We start from the raw sequence: 15,558 nt of genomic DNA, 5'->3' as shown, positions 1-15,558 counted from the left end.
GCCGGGCGCCCTCACGCCGATGCCCACCACCCCCGGTACCCGGGCTAACCCCCGGCCGCGGCCTTACCGGGCGCCCCGGGGGGGGGGGGCCCCCCCCCCCGCGCCCCCCCCCCCCCCCTCGACATGCCGCAGCCTGCGGCTACGAAGCCGAGCCGTTTCGCTGCGTCGCCGCGTGCGCCGAGACCAGAAGGCTCCAGTCGTTGCCGTGGTGCGGATACTTCGCCTTCATCATGCCGAAGAGCTCACCGGTGTCCGTGGCGGTCTCGGATGCGGCGGCGAAGTCGTGGATGAACGACCGGGTCTGACTGATCATGGCGGCGACGGCATGGTCGTCGCCGTCGGGACGACGGTGCCCGGCCACGACCATGCGCGGCGCGAGGTCCTCGATGGCCTGGAGTGTGTCGAGCCAGTCCTTCCACTCGTCAGGGGACGAGAGCGCGAGCATGGGGAAGACCTCGTTGTAGATCGAGTCCCCTGCGACCACGACGTCGATCGCCGGGACGTGGACGATGCTCGTGGGGTGGATGTCGGCCTGTTTGACCGGGATGACGTCGACCGGAGAGCCGTCGACGTACAGGGTCGTGCCGTCCAGTGCTTCGGGCGTCGGCCCGTGCGGCACGGCCTTGTCGCCGAACATCAGCTTCCACTGCGCCTTCTGGGCGTCCCAGGTGGTGCGCATCGACTCCAGGATGTGCGGCAGCGTCACCGCCTTCGCACCGGGGAAACGCTCCAGGAGCGGGCCGATGCCGAGGTAGTGGTCGGCGTGGTCGTGGGTGACGTAGATGGTGGTGAGGCGCTTGCCGGTTCGCTCGATGAGATCACCCAGTTCCTGCACCTCTGCCTTGAGGTGCAGGGCGTCGATCAGGACGATCTCGGTGGGGCCGCTGATCAGCGTCGCGGTCGTCGGCGCGAAGGTGCCGGGCGGGACCTCGGCGCTCTTCTCGGCGGGGACCGTCGGCCAGTGGCCGACGAATACGGTGGCCCTCAGGGGCACGTTTTTCAAAGCAGACGAGTGCGGGGTGGAGTCCATGGTGAAACCTCCGGTTGTGGAGTGAATGAGGGGAGGGGACAGACGGCCGGTCGGGCACGCCGCCGTCAGGCGGCCTTGAGGGTGCCGCCGTCGATGACGTGGTCGGCGCCATGGATGTTGGCGGCGCGGTCGGACAACAGGAAGGCGACCAGGTCCGCCACCTCCTCGGGTTCGGTCAGGCGCCCCGAGGCGATGCCGACCTGCGCCGGCAGACCTGCGAGCAGCTCGCCGTGGCCAACCCCGTATGCGGCGGCGACCTTGCCGCCGAAACCGTCCGGGTCCGTCCACAGCCGACTGGCCACGGTGCCCGGGGAGACGGTGTTCACGCGGACACCGCGCGGCGCCAACTCCTCGCTGAGCCGCTTGCCGAACTGGGTCAGTGCCGCCTTGGCCTCCGCGTAGCCGACCGGCGTGCCGGTGTGCACGCGCGCGTTGATCGACGAGATGTTCACGATCGCGCCCCTGCGTTCCAGGATGCTCGGCAACGCCGCCTTGGTGGTCCACACCGCGCTGAACAGGTTGAGATCGAATATCCGCTGCCACTGCTCGTCGTCGACGTCGAGGACTCCGCCGACGGCCAGCCCTTCCGGGTCACCCGCGCCGACGTTGTTGACGAGGAAGTCGATCCCGCCGACTGCGGCGCGCGCCTGATCGGCGATCGACGTCGCCCCGTCGCGGGTGCTGAGGTCGACGGAGAGGGCCGCGGCGGCGACCTCCTCCAGCTCGGAGGTGACAGTCCGGGCCGCACCCACCACCCGCACTCCCTCCGCGGCCAGGGTCCGAGCGATCGCGAGGCCGATGCCGCGACTCGCGCCGGTGACCAGAGCGGTCTTCCCGCTGATACCAAGGTCCATGATTTCCCTTTCGTGAAGAACTGCAGATTCTTGAACTGGGGGTCAAAAATTCGGGCGCAAAAAGGGCTGCCGCCCGGAGCGTCGTTTCTCAGAGGTCCGTCAGGGCGGTGTCGATGATCCGATGGAGTGCCGGCCGGTCGAACGTCTTGACCATGACCCGCAGCCCGGCGAGGGTGTTCTGGAGGAACAGCGCATGCGCTCTGGCGTCGACGTCCTGGTCGACGTCACCGTCCCGTTGCCCTTGCGCGATGCGGGCGGCGAGGAGCTCGATCAGGCCCTCCTCCATGCGGAGCACGGCGCGGGTGGCCTCCGTGTCACGTCCGCCGAGCTCCCCGATCGTGTTCTGGGCCAGGCACCCGCGCGGGACCGGCCCGTCCAGGTCCGCGTCCACGAGCAGCACGAAGTAGGCGCGGATGCGCTCCTTGGCGGTGCCCGGCCGCGAGAGGAACTCCTCGGCCTGCTCGGCACGCGTCCGGCCGTAGAGGTCCAACACCTTGCCGAACAGCTGACGCTTGGAACCGAAGGAGTGGTACAGGCTGCCCTTGGCCACTCCGGTCGCCTCCGCGAGGTCGGCCGGGGAGGTGTCGGCGTAGCCCTTGGTCCAGAACGTCTCCATCGCCTGCGCGATGACCACGTCCGGCTCGAAGCTCTTCGGTCTGCCCATGCCGCTACCGTAGCCAGTATTTGACCCGTGGGTCAAATACTGGGGCCGGAGACCAGCGAGGTCGTTCGCTGCCTGGCTCTAGGCGAACCTGTCCCGCTCGGAAACACGATTTTGGGCGTGACCTGCAAGTTTCTCCGTCAGGGCCCGCACAGCATCTGGGACGATCCTTCGATGGTGCTGTCGATCGTCACCGCGCTGGCCAGGAACCTGGTCATGGTGCCCACCGTCGTGCTGCGCAGCCGCGTGGCCAAGGACGCGGATCCTGGCCTCAGGTTGATCGGGGACAATGAGCGGCAAAGACATCGACTGGAAGGGGGCGGGCCGGCGTGCGGATCATGATCGCGGATGATGAAGCGGCCATCCGTGAGTCGCTGGAGCGGGTGCTCCAGGTCGAGGGTTACGACACCAGCACCGTCGCCAACGGTTTCGCCGTGCTCGACGGGGTCGTTGGGGCCGGCGGTGACACGCTGGATCTGCTGATCCTCGACGTGATGATGCCCCGCCTCGGCGGGTTGGAGACCTGCCGGCGGTTGCGGGCCGCGGGTCGGGATCTGCCGGTGCTGATGCTGACCGCCCGTGACCAGGTCTCCGACCGGGTCACGGGGCTGGACGCGGGCGCCGACGACTACCTGCCCAAGCCGTTCGCCACCGAGGAGTTGCTGGCCCGGGTGCGGGCCCTGCTGCGCCGGCGCACGCCGACCGACGGGGAGTCGCAGATCCTGTCGTTCGCCGACGTCCGGCTCGATCCCGACAGGTTCGAGGCGTGGCGGGGCGGGCGGCCGCTGCGCCTGACCCGGACCGAGTTCTCCCTCCTGCAGGTCCTCATGAGCAACGCGACCCGGGTCTTGACCCGCGACGCGCTGTTCGAGGCGATCTGGGGCTTCGACATGAGCGCCACCGCCAACAACCTCCAGGTATACGTGAGCTACCTGCGCCGCAAGATGGAGGCTGAGGGTGAGCAGCGATTGATCTACACGCTGCGCGGCCTGGGATACACGTTGCGGGAGACTCCTCCGTGAGCAGGCCCGCCGGCCGGGAACCGCGCCGGCTGACCCGATGGTGGCGCCGGCGGTCCCTGCGGAGCAGGCTGACGGTGATCGCGGCGACGGCCGTCGCGGTCAGCGTGTTCGTGGCCTTCCAGGTGGCCAGCGAACTACTGGGCCGGGAGCTGCAGGACAGCGCCAAGAATCAGCTGCGCGCCGACTCCCGCGTCCTGGCGACGAACGCGCAGCGCGCCGGTCTGGCGCAGGTCCAGCTACCGCCGTATCCCGGATCCGGTCGGCTGGTGCGGGTCATCCTGCCCGACGGCTCGACCCGGACGCCGGCCGGCCAACCCGCGCTGCCCCCCGTCAGCGAGCACGCCGGGCGCGTGGCGCAGGGCGCGTCGGCCGACCTGATGGAGTCGAACGACAGCGACGAGGACGGCTACCTCATCTACACGCTGCGGGCGGGCGACGGCGCGGTCCAGGTGGCCCAGGTCGCCGACGACAGCCCGATCAACCAGTTCGGGTTCGGCATGCTGCTGATCGGGCTGCTCTGCGTGGTCGGCGGCGCCCTTGTCGGGCGGACCGTGGCACGGACCGGGCTGGCACCGATCGACCGGCTGACCGCCGCCGCGGTACGTGTCGCGCACACCCGGGACCTCGAAGCCGACATCCCGGATGAGGGCGGTGGGGAGATCCGGCGGCTGATCCAGTCGATTAACGACATGCTCGCCGCGCTCCGGGACTCCCGGCGGGCCCAGCGGCTGCTCGCCGAGGACGCCGCCCACGAGCTCAAGACCCCGCTCACCAGCCTGCGCCTCAACGTCGAGCTGCTGATCCGGCTCGATCGGCGCGGCACCCTGGACAGCGCACTGCCGGCGGAGAGCCGGACCCGGCTGCTCAACGATCTCGGCGCCCAGGTGGCCGAGTTGAGCACCCTTGTCGCCGAGCTGACCGACCTGGCGCGCGGTGACGTCAGCGACGAGAACACCGAGCTGCTCGACCTCGCCGACGTGGTGGCGGCCGCCGCGACCCGGGCGCGTTCCCGCACGCCCGACGTCGAGGTCGCGCTCGACGTGACCTCCGTGTGGGTGAGCGGGCGTCCCGCTGCGCTCGAGCGGGCGGTGCTCAACCTCATCGACAACGCCGGCAAGTGGTCCCCCGCGGACCAGCCGGTCCAGGTCCGGCTCCGTGCCGAGGACGCGTCGGTGGTGCTCGAGGTCGACGACGCCGGGCCGGGTATCGACGCCGCCGACGTACCGCGGGTGTTCGACCGGTTCTACCGTGCCGACGGCGCCCGGGCGTTGCCGGGATCCGGTCTGGGGCTGTCGATCGTGCAGCGGGTCGTCGACGCCCACGGCGGCCGGGCCAGCGTCGCCCGCTCCGCACGCGGTGGCGCGCTGCTTCGGGTCGACCTTCCGGCCGCGGCCCCGCCCGCCCCGATCGCGCGGCTCACCGCCGGGGAGGACACCGCGGCGTGCTGACCCGCCCCGGCGGCGCCGCGCAGAACAAGGGACGGCGGCCCTCGGGCCTGGCCCCGCGCGGCTCACCGTCAAGGCAGGACACCGCGATGCGCCGACCCCAGCCCCGGCGTGTGGCGCAGCACCAAAGGGCGGCGACCGTCGGACCCATGAAAAAATCCGGGACGGGCCTGGGGCCCGTCCCGGATCTCGTCCGTGCCGCCGCGCTCACCGTTGCAGCGCTGGCTCCTCGTCGCCGGTGAGCGGCTGTTGACCGTCCGGCAGCTCCGCCGCTGGACGGGACAGCCGGCCCGGCCACCACATCCGCCGGCCGATCAGCAGGGTGAGGGCGGGCACCAGGACCGACCGCACCAGCAGGGCGTCGAGCAGCACGCCGAAGGCGACCAGGAACCCGACCTCGATCAGCATCACCAGCGGAAGTGTGGCGAGGACCGCGAACGTGGCCGCCAGGACCAGGCCTGCCGAGGTGATGACGCCACCGGTGGCCGAGAGGGCTTTGAGCATGCCCTCTCGGGTGCCGAGACGCACGGTCTCCTCCCGGGCCCGGCTGGCCAGGAAGATGTTGTAGTCGACGCCGAGCGCCACCAGGAACAGGAACGCCAGCAACGGCACCGAATAGTCGACACCCTTGAACCCGAGGATCGCGTCGAAGACGAACACGCTGCCACCGAAGGCGGCGGCGAATGAGACGATCACAGTGGCCATCAGGACCAGCGGGGCCACGATCGCGCGCAGCAGCAGCCCGAGGACGATCAGGACGACGGCGAGCACCAGCGGGATCACCAGCTTCTCATCGCGCTCGGTGGTCACCTCGGTGTCGAGGTTCTCCGCACTCGGCCCGCCGACGATCGCCTCCGCCCCGCTCACCGCATGCACGGCGGTGCGCACCCGCTTGATCGTGTCGTACTCGGCGACGGTGTCCGGCGCGTCCTTCGGGAACACGGAGATGTTGGCCCAACCACCGCTGGTCCGCTCCGGGATGGCCAGGGCCACACCGCGAGTGTCCTTGACGACGTCGAGCACCCGCTCCTGGTGCGCCGGCCGCGCGAAGACCGTCATCGGCTGGCCGCCGAGCTCCGGGAAGTGCTGGCGCAGAACGGTGAAGCCGGTGACCGACTCCGGCGCGGACAGGAACTGGTCCTGCTCCCGCAGGGCGCCGGTGTTGCCCGCCAGCCCGACGGCGAGCACGCCGATAACTCCGAGCGAGCCGAGCGTCGCCACCCACCGGCGGCGGCTGATGGCGGCGCCAAGCCGTCCCCACAGCCCCGGCTTCTCCTCCACGGCCGTGCTGAACCGCGGGATGGCCGGCCAGAAGATCCGCCTGCCCAGCACCACGAGCACCGCCGGGAACAGCGTCAGCATGGCCACCAGTGCGCACAGGATGCCGGCCGCACCGATCGGGCCCAACCCGCTGGTGCTGTTCAGGTCCGCGACGAGCAGGCAGAGCAGGCCGGCGACCACGGTGGCTGCGGACGCGACGATGGCAGGCGCCGCGCTGCGCAGCGCGTGGACCATCGCGACCCGGACGTTCTCATGGTGGTGCAGCGCCTCCCGATATCGAGCGATGAGCAACAGCGCGTAGTCCGTGCCGACGCCGAACACCAGGATCGTCAGCAGCGCCGAGTTCTGGTCGTTGACCACGATGCCGAAGCCCTTGACGAGCAGGTACACGGTCCCCATCGAGGTCAGTGCGGCCGCGCCCACGGCCACCAGCGGGATGATCCACAACACCGGGCTGCGGTAGGTGACGATGAGCAGGAGCGTGACGACGACGATGGTGGTGAGGAGGACCTGCACGTCGATGCCGTCGAAGACGGCATCCATGTCGCCGTCGATCGCGCCCGGGCCGGTCACATCGAGTTCCAGGCCGGAGGGGCGGTCCTTCGCGGCGTCACGCAACGGGCCGACGATTTCCTCCGGTGCGCCGTAGGCCGTGCTCACCTCGAGGGTGAACATCATCGCCTTGCCGTCGGTGGAGGGACTCAGCGGTGAGCCCTCGTCGTCCTCGCCAGCCGCCGCCTTCGGCGGGTACCGCTTGGCAAGGGTGTTGTAATGGCGCTCGACCGTCGCGCGGTCGGCGCCGGTCATGCCGCCGGCGCGGTGGTACACGAAGACGAACGTGTTGTCGTCACCGTCGGGGAGACTGTCCTCCAGTACCGCGACCTTGGTGGACTCGGCCCTGGCCGGCAGGGTGTCCACGGCGCTGTCGGTGGTGACCGAACTCAACTTTCCGCTCAGCGGCACCATGAACGCCGCCAGCACCAACCACAAGCCAATCACTAACCACGGCACCCACCGGCCTGCCAACCGACCGGCCGGCGCTTCCCCGGACGGCGCTGCGTTGACTGCCATCACTAACCTCCTACATACGGGTTACATCGCTTATCTGATGCCTACTTCCTAACGAGCGAACCTGAGACAACCGTTAGAGCCTGTGAAGTAACCGGCGTCCGTTGTAGATGGTGATGTTGATCATCGATGTCTTGTGGGTGGGTGCGTCGCGGTGAATCGTCCACGCCGCTATCCGTCGGACACCTCGGATACCGAGTGGGAGATCACCGCGCCGTACATCCCGGTCAGCGGCACTCGGGCAGGTGCTGGCGGGCGCCCGGTCTTGTATCCACGGCGTGACATCGTGGCTGGACTACGACGGTGATCTGCCGGTGTTGGAAGGCACTTTGACCCTGCGCCTGCCGAAAAACCCATCCGACCTGGTGGGATGCGGTGTGCGCGGTGTACGGGAGGTCGACCGGCGTAGTCGCCCGAGCGGGCGCTCTCGCGAGGCTGGCGCTGACCGCGGCAAGATGATCGACCGTGTTGCTGCGACTGGCCTACTTGGGCGTGGCGAATGCGTTCGCCATGCTGCGCCTGCTACCGATGGGCGATCGAGACAAGACTGTCGAGATACTCGCCCTGCGCCACCAGATCATGGTGCTGGAGCGCCAACTCGGCAAGGATCGGGTGCGGTTCACCCCGAGCGACCGGGCATTTCTGGCGGCGCTGCTGCACCGGCTCCCCATGGACGTTGTAGGTACCAGAAACATCATCCGTGCTGGTCATGATGGGCGAGCGCTGCGGTGGGCCCACCAGCCTCGTTGCCGACCCAGCCTCTCTCCCACCAGCATGGTGGAGTGCTGCTGCGACTGCTCTACCTGACCTTGACGAGCATGTTCACCCTGATACGGCTCCTACCGAGGAGTGGCCACGACAAAGACGCCGAAATCCTGGCCCTACGCCACCAACTCACCGTGCTGCAGCGACAGACCGACAAACCGAAGCTCACCTGGCCAGACCGTGCGCTGCTGGCCGCCCTCCTGCATCCCCTCCCCCGTGTACGTCTTCGCCAACTACATCTGTTCGTCTCACCTGACACAGTGCTGCACTGGCATTGTGAGCTGCTGCGCCGCCGCCACGCGAAGGCTTCCCGTCCCAAACGGCCGGGACGACCCCGCACCTGGGTTATGCGCTGTTGAGCTGTCCACGGACTATCGTCCAGCGTCATGTCGATCATGGGTTGGCGGGTCCACTTCACCCGCCGGAACCCGGCGTGGCCACGTGAAGCGGCGCCGTTCGTACGGGAGTTCAGCTCCCTGTTCTCCGGACTCGATGAGGGGCTGGACAACCTGGGCGTGCCCGAAGGCCAGCCGCTCCTGGTTGATCCGGCGGGGCAGTACGACGTGGCGTTGAACCGCTACTTCTCGGTGTGGCTGGCGTCGTCACCGTGGAACACCCAGGCCGCGCATGCCCGGGATCTGCGCACGTACTTCGACTTCCTGTGGTTCGGGCGAGGTCGGTGCGACTGGCGCGACGCGACCATGGACGATCGGGCAGCGTATGAGTGGTGGCGTCGTCGCGACGAACACGGACCCCGTGTGGAAGACACCAGCTGGGACCGGGAGGTGTCCACGGTCAACCAGTTCTATCTGTGGGCGATCGAGCAGGACCTCGTCCGGGCCAATCCCATTCGTCAGCGCGCGGCCGCGGCGTGGTCGCATTGGCGGCGCGGGGTCGGCGCGAGCGCGCCGCAGCAGGTGCCAGCCGAGGCGTCACATTCGGGCGGCCGGCGGGAGGTGAAGTGGCTGCCGCCGACGTCGTACCGGCTGTGGCGCAACGTGGGTCTGTGCGGCTTCGACGCGAAGGAGATGCCGAGGCGGGCCTTCCGCGGCAGGTGGGGGGCGCGAAATGCCGCGTACGCCGACTCGATGATCCGTACGGGGCTGCGGTTGTGCGAGCACTCGGCGTTGACGGTGTTCGAGCTGCCGGAGCTGCCGTCGGCGGGGTCGGGGATTGTCAACGCGCGGGGGATGCTGCCGCACGCGATCTCCAAGGGGCACTCCGGGCGGGCGGTGTACTGGCCGGTCTCGGTGCTGCGGGACGTTCGCGACTACATGGAGTGGGACCGGGCCGAGATGCTCGACTACGGCCGCGCCCGCGGCTTCTACACCACGAAGCGTCGGTCGCTGCTGGTGGAGGACCCGGCGGTGCCCAGAGTGCGGATGGGCGGCCGGTGGGTGCCGGTGGCCCGCTTGGACGCGGCCGAGCGGCGCCGCCTGCTCGTGGCCACGGGCGATGGCGGGTGGGAGCCGGCGATGGTGTGGCTGAACCAGTGGGGGCTGCCGATGACGGTGTCCGGGTGGAAGCAGGTCTTCGCCGACGCCAACGAGCGGTGCCGTGCCCAGGGTGTCGGTGTGGCGGCGACGCCGCACATGCTGCGGCACTCGTACGCGGTGATCACGCTGGAGTTGCTGTGGCGGGGGCATCTACAGGCACTGGGCGAGATGAACGAGCAGCAGCGGCTGACGTATCAGCGGGTGTTCGGTGATCCGCTGAACTGGGTGCGGATCCGGCTCGGTCACCGGTCGGCCACGACGACGGCCGTCTACCTGCACACCTTGCAGGAGCTGGAGATGCGCACGCGGCTGGAGCTGGTGCCGGAGGGAGCGTGGGAGCCGGCCGGCTTCAGCGAGGAGGGCTGGATGGAGCGGTCGGAGGTAGCCGCGTGAGCGGGGCCATGGCGCGCGCGGGCCGCGGGCGTACGGCGGCCGTGCCGGACGGCTTCTACGAGCCGCCTCCCACGGTGGAGTTCCCCGAGGACGGCGGGGCGCCGGTGGTGCACTTCACCGGGGAGGACGGCCGCGAGTGCGTGTTCCGGTTCGAGGAGTTGCCGCTGGCGGGGATGCACCGGGACTTCGCGCACGCGCTGGGGGTGCGGATCGGGCCTGGCGGCGGGCGCCGCACGCAGCGGGCGGCGAGCGGCCAGTGGCAGACGGTCAAGCGGTTCCTCCTGCTCCTGGACCAGCTTCCGGTTCCACCGCAGCGGGTGGAGGAGCTGCGGGTGCGCCACTTGGAGCGGTACCTGATGTCGAGGCGGGAGACGTGTCTGGAGACGTCCGCCCGCCGGTCTTTGCAGGATCTGCTGCGGATCGTGCGCGTTCTGCCGGGCCAGGACCGGCTGGATGGCGCCGTGGTGGACTACGCCGGGCAGCCCGGGCACGGGGTGAATGCCCAGCAGGCCGTGCGGCCGGGGTACTCCGATCGCGAGTTCCAGGCCATCATGACCGCGGCCCGCTCGGACGTCGCGGCCATTCGCGACCGGATCGCGGCGGGCGAAGACCTGCTGCGACGCTTCCTCTGCACCCCCGACGAGCTGTCGGCCGCCGAGCGGGAGCAGGGGGTGCGGCTGGAAGCGATGGCACGGACGGGCCGGGTCCAGGTGGACTACCGGGGGCTGGCGTTGGGCGAGTACCCGTCGGCCTGCTACGCGCAGGCGCGGCAGCTGTTCGTGGTCGACCAGGACCTTGCCCCGCTGCTCATCTACGCGGCCGGGCTCAGCGGCCGCAACCCGGAGACACTCAAGGAACTGCCCGCCGCACACCGGCTGCTGGAGGAGCGGGCGGTGGCGGTGACGCTGATCAAACGCCGCCGGGGCAAGACCAACTCCCGTACGACCGTGCACTGGAGCGTCGATCCCGAGCGGCAGTTGAGGACGATGGGCAGCTTCTACCTGCTGCTGCACCGGATGATGGCCCGCAGCCGGGCGTTTTCCGGCACCGCATCGGTGTGGTCGATCTGGGCGGGCAACGGTCGCGGCGGCATCCACCATGCCGCCACCAGTGGGCACACCGGTCCGTTCGACGCCGAGCTGGCCCGCAAACTGAACCTCGGCCAGTGGGCCGAGCGCCACGGCTTGGGCGGCGACGACGGGGAACCGCTGCAGATGATGCTGACCCGGATGAAGAAGACGGCCGAGACGCGGACGGCCAAGCAGGTGGGCGGGCACCTGCCGTCCGCGCGGCTGACCAACACGGCCGAGACCTCCTTCGCCCACTACCTGCGGGCGGATCCATTCATCACCGAGTGGGCGGCCGACGTGCTGACCGAGGCGATCAACGATGCCGAACGGCACGCCCACCAAGTCGTCGTACGCCTGGGCGGCGCGGACGCGGAGGCCATCTCCCCGCGGTCGCTCGGCCAGGCGGAGGCGGGCGAGCTGGACACGCTCGCCGCCTCCTGCCTGGACATCGAGCGCAGCCCGGACGGCGGCCGCTGCCGCCAGTCGTTTCTGGCCTGCTTCGCCTGCCCCAACGCCCTCGTCCTGGAACGGCACTTGCCCGCCCTGCTCGCGCTGGCCGACGCACTGCGCGAGGACCTGGAGCGGCGGGACGTCGACCGGTGGGCGGCCCGGCACGGGGCGACCTGGACGGTCCTGACCCGCGACATCCTGCCCCGGTTCAGCCCGGCCCAGCGCGCCGCCGCGGCCCGTGCCCGGCCAGCTCTCCCACTGGACCTGCTCGACGGCCCGAAGGAGCTGGCGTGACCAGTCCTGCCGAGACCGCCGCACGATCCGGGCCGGTGCCCGCCCGCGCGCTCGTGCTGGCCGCACGACCGCTGCGCGCCGAATTCCGGCTGGAGGAGACGTCCCGGTTCGCCGACGACGCCTGGTGGCTGACGCCGGCGTGGCTGCGGGCCGACCGCAAGTCGCTCAAGCTGGACTTCACCACGGTCCCGCCGCCGTTCGTCCACGCCGCCAAGAGCCTGTTCTACGCCCTGCTCACCCAGGACACCCCGCCCGGCGAACTGCCGCTCACCATCCCCAGCATCCGCACCTACTTCAGCTGCGCACGCCTCTTCCTCACCTGGGTCCACAACCGCGGACGCACCCTCGCCCAGGTGAGCGGAGAGGACCTCGACGCCTATCACCGCGACCTCGCCGCGCAGCGGTTGTCCCTTGCCTCCACCTACCGCTACCGCCGCGCGGTGCGGATGCTGTGGGCCTACCGGAGCCGGCTCCCCGACGCCCTGGCGACCGATCCGCTGCGGCGCCCGGCATGGCAGGCGTGGGCGCGCGCGAACCCACGGCGGTTCGGAGAGAACCTCACCGAACGGATCCCCGAGCAGATTATGGGCCCCCTGCTGACGTGGGCGCTGCGCTGGATCGACGACTTCGCCGAGGACATCCTCGCCGCACGTGACGAGCGCGCCGCCCTCGACGCCCGGCCGCCGACAGGCCCCGACGCCGTGTCGGCCCTGGCCGTACTACTGGACGGATACCGACTCCGGCGCCAGCCGCTACCGTCCCTCCCTCCCGGCCGACTGCGCCGCAGCTCGCGGCCGGCGCCGTGCCTGAGCCACCTGGCCCGACTGCTGGGACATGACCGCGACCGGCTGGAGCGCCTGGATGCCGAACGGCTGATCGCCCAGGCCGTGCGCGAGGTCGGCGTGGACTCCGACTGCCCCCTCACCCATCGTGTCCAGGGACAGCTGGACGGCCGCCCGTGGCTGGCGGCGATCTCGTACTACGACGGCCCGCGGTTCGAGCGACTGCTGCAGGCAGCCTGCTGGATCGTGATCGCCTATCTCTCCGGGATGCGCGACTCCGAGGCCAAACACCTCCAGCGTGGCTGCCTGAGCGTCCAACGCGATCCCGACGGCCGCGTCTACCGCCACCGACTGCACAGCCGCGCCTTCAAGGGCGAGGACGCCCACGGCGCTCAGGCCACCTGGATCGTCACCGCCCCGGTCGCCCGGGCTATCGCCGTCCTCGAACGCTTCCAACCGGTCGACCAGCCTTACCTGTTCGCCCCGCCGCTGACTTCCCGCAGCTACCGCCAACGCCGCAGCCCCTACGGCGTGCTGGACAGCAACGCCACCAACACGGACATCACCGACCTGATCAAGTGGATCAACGACTACTGCACCGCACACCACCGCCCGGACGGCATCCCACCAGAGCGCGGGCGTGTGCCGCACCTGACCACACGTCGCTTCAGGCGGACCCTGGCCTGGTTCATCGCCCGCCGCCCAGGCGGGACCATCGCCGGGGCCCTGCAATACCGCCACCAGGGAATCCAGATGTTCGAGGGCTACGCCGGCACCAGCGACTCCGGGTTCCGCGATGAGGTCGAGGCCGAAGAGGCCCTCGCCCGGGGCCAGTTCCTCGCAGAGTTGGGCGCCGACAGCGATCGCCCGTCGCTGGCCGGCCCGGCCGGCGACGAGGCCGAAGCCCGGATCGCCGACTTCGCCCGCCACACCGTCTTCGACGGCCAGGTCGTCACCGACGAAGCCCGCCTGCGGCGCATCGTGGCCCGCCACGATGCGCACATGTACCCGGGGACCTTCGTCACCTGCGTCTACAACCCCGACCGCGCCCTGTGCCGCACGTCCTCCGATCCCGGCGACCAGCCGGTCCTGGCCGACTGCCAGCCCCTGGCCTGCCGCAACACCGCCCTCACGCCCGCCAACCACCAGGCCCTCGCCGGTCACCTCACCCAGCTGGAAGAAGCCCTGAGCGACAGCGATCGCCTCGCCCCCTACCTGCGCCACCGCCTTCAGGAACAGCACCGTGCCACGGCCGCGTTCCTCACCCGCCACGCTTCGGAGCCCGCCGAGTGAAACGTGCCCTGCCCGACGCCGACACCGTCAAGTCCGCCATCGACACCGTCCTGGAAGAGGCGTTCGCCAGCGGACGGCGGCCGACCGTGACCGCCATCGAGCGACGCCTCGGCATTCCCCACGCCACTTTCCACCGCCACTACGCCGGCCTGATCGACACCCACTTCCGGCCCCGGATCCCCGCGGCCCGCGCCGAGACGCACACGGACCGGCCGAAGGCCGACGAGACGAAGGAGGAGAACCTGCGCCGACTGCGGAAGGGGAGAACACCGACCTGCGCCTGACCCTCGCCCTGTACGAGGAGGCCATCCGTCGCTCACCCTCGAAAACCACGCTTTGCGCAGCGGCGCCACCGTCGTCCCCCTTCCCACCCGCAGCCGGACCTCCCCACCGTCACCGACCTGACCTGGGCCCATCCGGATCCGCTCAGCGCGCGAGGACGGCGTCTGCGGTGTGGGTCGCGGTCATCCGCCAGTGGAGGACCATCCAGCCGCCGGGAAGCTCCTGCTGGAACAGGATCCGGTGCTGTATGCCGGTGAATCCGTCGCGGACTGCGGCGATCGACGCCCGCATGCTGCCAAGCCGATCACGAAGAGGTCCGTCGGCCAACAGGTCACCGAGTCGGCCGCCGAGCAACAGCAGGCTGCCGAACGCCAGCGCGTAACCCGTGATGACCCTCCCCCAAAGGGGGCACCCCCAGCCGGCTGCCGTCGCTGAATCCGAGGTCCTGCTGCGCCTCGGGCAGCGCGATGTTCACGACGGTCGCATCGAGCATGACCGTCGTTGCCGGGCGGCGTCTTAAGACGACCGCCGTTGTCACCTCACGGCCCTTGGCCTCCGGGCTGCCCCGGAGGAGAGCCCCGGGGCGGCCCGGAGGCCGAGGACGGTGAGGTGTTCCGGCAGAGGATCCGCGTGGCCGTGGACCGTGGACCACGCCCGCGCCCTGCGTGTCTCGCGCCGCCGGGCTCCTGCCCGGCGCGCCTGGCGGGCGATCCGGCGGAGGCGGTGCCCGGCGCCCCGTCGGACGCGTCCCCGGCGATCCGGTGGACGCCCCGCCGGCGATCTAACGGGTGGCCCCGGTGTGCTCCCGCACAGTCGCCGCCTCGCTCGCCGCCGTCCCGGCCCCCGGCTCGGCGCTCTGCTTCGCGAACCCGCGCCGGCCCGGCAGGACCGCGAGGACGATCAGTGTTCCGGCGGCCATGATGATCCCGCCGATGAGGCTGGTCTGGGCAATTCCGTGGGCGAAGGCCTGGTGGACGGCGTCCACGGCGGCCTGGGCCTGCTGGGGCCCGGCGGAGGGGTCCTGCGCGACCCGCTCCGCGACGGCCAGGCCGGCACCGACCGAGTCCTTGGCGGTCTCCATCGCCTCGCCCGGGAGCCGGTTGCCCACCAGGTCGGTCAGCTCGTCCCGGTAGGCCGTGCCCAGCAGCGAGCCCAGCACCGCGATGCCCAGCGCCCCGCCCAGCTCCAGCGCGGTGTCGTTGACACCGCCGCCGACGCCCAGCTCGGACTCGGGGAAGGAGCCCATGATCGTGTCGGTCGCCGGGGAGATGCTCAGTCCGAGCGCGAGGCCCAGCATCATCAGCGGCACCAGGAAGTCCCCGTACGTCGACCCCTTGTCGATCTGGGTGAGCAGGAACATGCCCGCCGTGCC

General features: G+C 70.5%; 13 protein-coding genes and 1 pseudogene. 8 read left to right on the top strand and 6 right to left on the bottom strand.

All coding sequences use genetic code 11. The features are described from left to right. Positions 1-139 precede the first annotated feature (139 nt). The 3 genes from PV419_RS52340 to PV419_RS52330 form a co-directional block, all read right to left on the bottom strand. Positions 140-1,030 (bottom strand): MBL fold metallo-hydrolase, encoded by an 891-nt coding sequence (locus tag PV419_RS52340; RefSeq protein ID WP_319701156.1) that lies wholly within the window; start codon positions 1,028-1,030, stop codon positions 140-142. 65 nt (positions 1,031-1,095) lie between these two features. Beyond that, positions 1,096-1,884 (bottom strand): SDR family oxidoreductase, encoded by a 789-nt coding sequence (locus PV419_RS52335; protein WP_319701155.1) that lies wholly within the window; start codon positions 1,882-1,884, stop codon positions 1,096-1,098. 88 nt (positions 1,885-1,972) lie between these two features. Then, entirely contained in the window at positions 1,973-2,548 is a 576-nt protein-coding gene (locus PV419_RS52330; protein WP_319701154.1) for a TetR/AcrR family transcriptional regulator, read from the bottom strand. A gap of 171 nt (positions 2,549-2,719) precedes the next feature. Between PV419_RS52330 and PV419_RS52325 the strand changes: the two genes are divergently transcribed. Genes PV419_RS52325 through PV419_RS52315 form a run of 3 tightly spaced genes read left to right on the top strand, consistent with a single transcriptional unit; the run spans position 2,720 to position 5,015 of the window. Beyond that, positions 2,720-2,887, top strand: coding sequence for a hypothetical protein (locus PV419_RS52325; protein WP_319701153.1), 168 nt, complete (start codon positions 2,720-2,722; stop codon positions 2,885-2,887). Beyond that, the gene (locus PV419_RS52320; RefSeq protein WP_319701152.1) at positions 2,875-3,567 is read left to right on the top strand and encodes a response regulator transcription factor; all 693 of its coding nucleotides are present in this window, start codon (positions 2,875-2,877) and stop codon (positions 3,565-3,567) included. The genes PV419_RS52325 and PV419_RS52320 overlap by 13 nt, the downstream gene beginning before the upstream one ends. Then, complete coding sequence (locus PV419_RS52315) at positions 3,564-5,015, top strand: ATP-binding protein (RefSeq protein ID WP_319701151.1); 1,452 nt, start codon at positions 3,564-3,566, stop codon at positions 5,013-5,015. Before PV419_RS52320 ends, PV419_RS52315 begins: the two co-directional genes overlap by 4 nt. Before the next feature lie 204 nt (positions 5,016-5,219). Here PV419_RS52315 and PV419_RS52310 read toward each other — a convergent pair whose 3' ends face one another. After that, positions 5,220-7,364: an MMPL family transporter gene (locus PV419_RS52310; protein ID WP_319701150.1), complete on the bottom strand. Its 2,145-nt coding sequence runs from the start codon at positions 7,362-7,364 to the stop codon at positions 5,220-5,222. Between the two features lie 462 nt (positions 7,365-7,826). Here PV419_RS52310 and PV419_RS52305 point away from each other — a divergent pair, with 462 nt between their 5' ends. The 5 genes from PV419_RS52305 to PV419_RS52280 all read left to right on the top strand — a co-directional run bounded on the left by PV419_RS52305 (position 7,827) and on the right by PV419_RS52280 (position 14,188). Next, positions 7,827-8,168 (top strand): hypothetical protein, encoded by a 342-nt coding sequence (locus tag PV419_RS52305; RefSeq protein ID WP_319701149.1) that lies wholly within the window; start codon positions 7,827-7,829, stop codon positions 8,166-8,168. A gap of 344 nt (positions 8,169-8,512) precedes the next feature. After that, entirely contained in the window at positions 8,513-10,015 is a 1,503-nt protein-coding gene (locus PV419_RS52295) for a site-specific integrase (protein WP_319701148.1), read from the top strand. Beyond that, positions 10,012-11,829: a hypothetical protein gene (locus tag PV419_RS52290; RefSeq protein WP_319701147.1), complete on the top strand. Its 1,818-nt coding sequence runs from the start codon at positions 10,012-10,014 to the stop codon at positions 11,827-11,829. The genes PV419_RS52295 and PV419_RS52290 overlap by 4 nt, the downstream gene beginning before the upstream one ends. Continuing rightward, positions 11,826-13,904, top strand: a complete 2,079-nt coding sequence (locus PV419_RS52285) for a hypothetical protein (protein ID WP_319701146.1) — start codon at positions 11,826-11,828, stop codon at positions 13,902-13,904. Before PV419_RS52290 ends, PV419_RS52285 begins: the two co-directional genes overlap by 4 nt. Then, positions 13,901-14,188: a hypothetical protein gene (locus tag PV419_RS52280; RefSeq protein ID WP_319701145.1), complete on the top strand. Its 288-nt coding sequence runs from the start codon at positions 13,901-13,903 to the stop codon at positions 14,186-14,188. The genes PV419_RS52285 and PV419_RS52280 overlap by 4 nt, the downstream gene beginning before the upstream one ends. Before the next feature lie 142 nt (positions 14,189-14,330). Here the strand turns inward: PV419_RS52280 and PV419_RS52275 are convergent, their stop codons facing one another. Both PV419_RS52275 and PV419_RS52270 read right to left on the bottom strand, forming a co-directional pair. Next, complete coding sequence (locus tag PV419_RS52275; protein WP_319701157.1) at positions 14,331-14,477, bottom strand: hypothetical protein; 147 nt, start codon at positions 14,475-14,477, stop codon at positions 14,331-14,333. A gap of 490 nt (positions 14,478-14,967) precedes the next feature. Continuing rightward, positions 14,968-15,558 (bottom strand): annotated as a pseudogene (locus PV419_RS52270) (MFS transporter); the annotation flags it as partial.

It is taken from the genome of Streptomyces sp. ME19-01-6 (assembly GCF_033793745.1).
Taxonomy (GTDB): domain Bacteria; phylum Actinomycetota; class Actinomycetes; order Streptomycetales; family Streptomycetaceae; genus Streptomyces.
The sequence above is the reverse complement of the archived record's forward strand: the minus strand, read 5'-3'. Positions and strand labels throughout refer to the sequence as shown.

What these genes read in the sequence shown, in the direction of transcription:
- PV419_RS52325 (WP_319701153.1), top strand. Translation starts at nt 2,720, where the DNA reads ATGGTGCTGTCGATCGTCACCGCGCTGGCCAGGAACCTGGTCATGGTG.
- PV419_RS52335 (WP_319701155.1), bottom strand. Translation starts at nt 1,884, where the DNA reads ATGGACCTTGGTATCAGCGGGAAGACCGCTCTGGTCACCGGCGCGAGT.
- PV419_RS52310 (WP_319701150.1), bottom strand. Translation starts at nt 7,364, where the DNA reads ATGGCAGTCAACGCAGCGCCGTCCGGGGAAGCGCCGGCCGGTCGGTTG.
- PV419_RS52340 (WP_319701156.1), bottom strand. Translation starts at nt 1,030, where the DNA reads ATGGACTCCACCCCGCACTCGTCTGCTTTGAAAAACGTGCCCCTGAGG.
- PV419_RS52330 (WP_319701154.1), bottom strand. Translation starts at nt 2,548, where the DNA reads ATGGGCAGACCGAAGAGCTTCGAGCCGGACGTGGTCATCGCGCAGGCG.
- PV419_RS52295 (WP_319701148.1), top strand. Translation starts at nt 8,513, where the DNA reads ATGTCGATCATGGGTTGGCGGGTCCACTTCACCCGCCGGAACCCGGCG.
- PV419_RS52275 (WP_319701157.1), bottom strand. Translation starts at nt 14,477, where the DNA reads ATGCGGGCGTCGATCGCCGCAGTCCGCGACGGATTCACCGGCATACAG.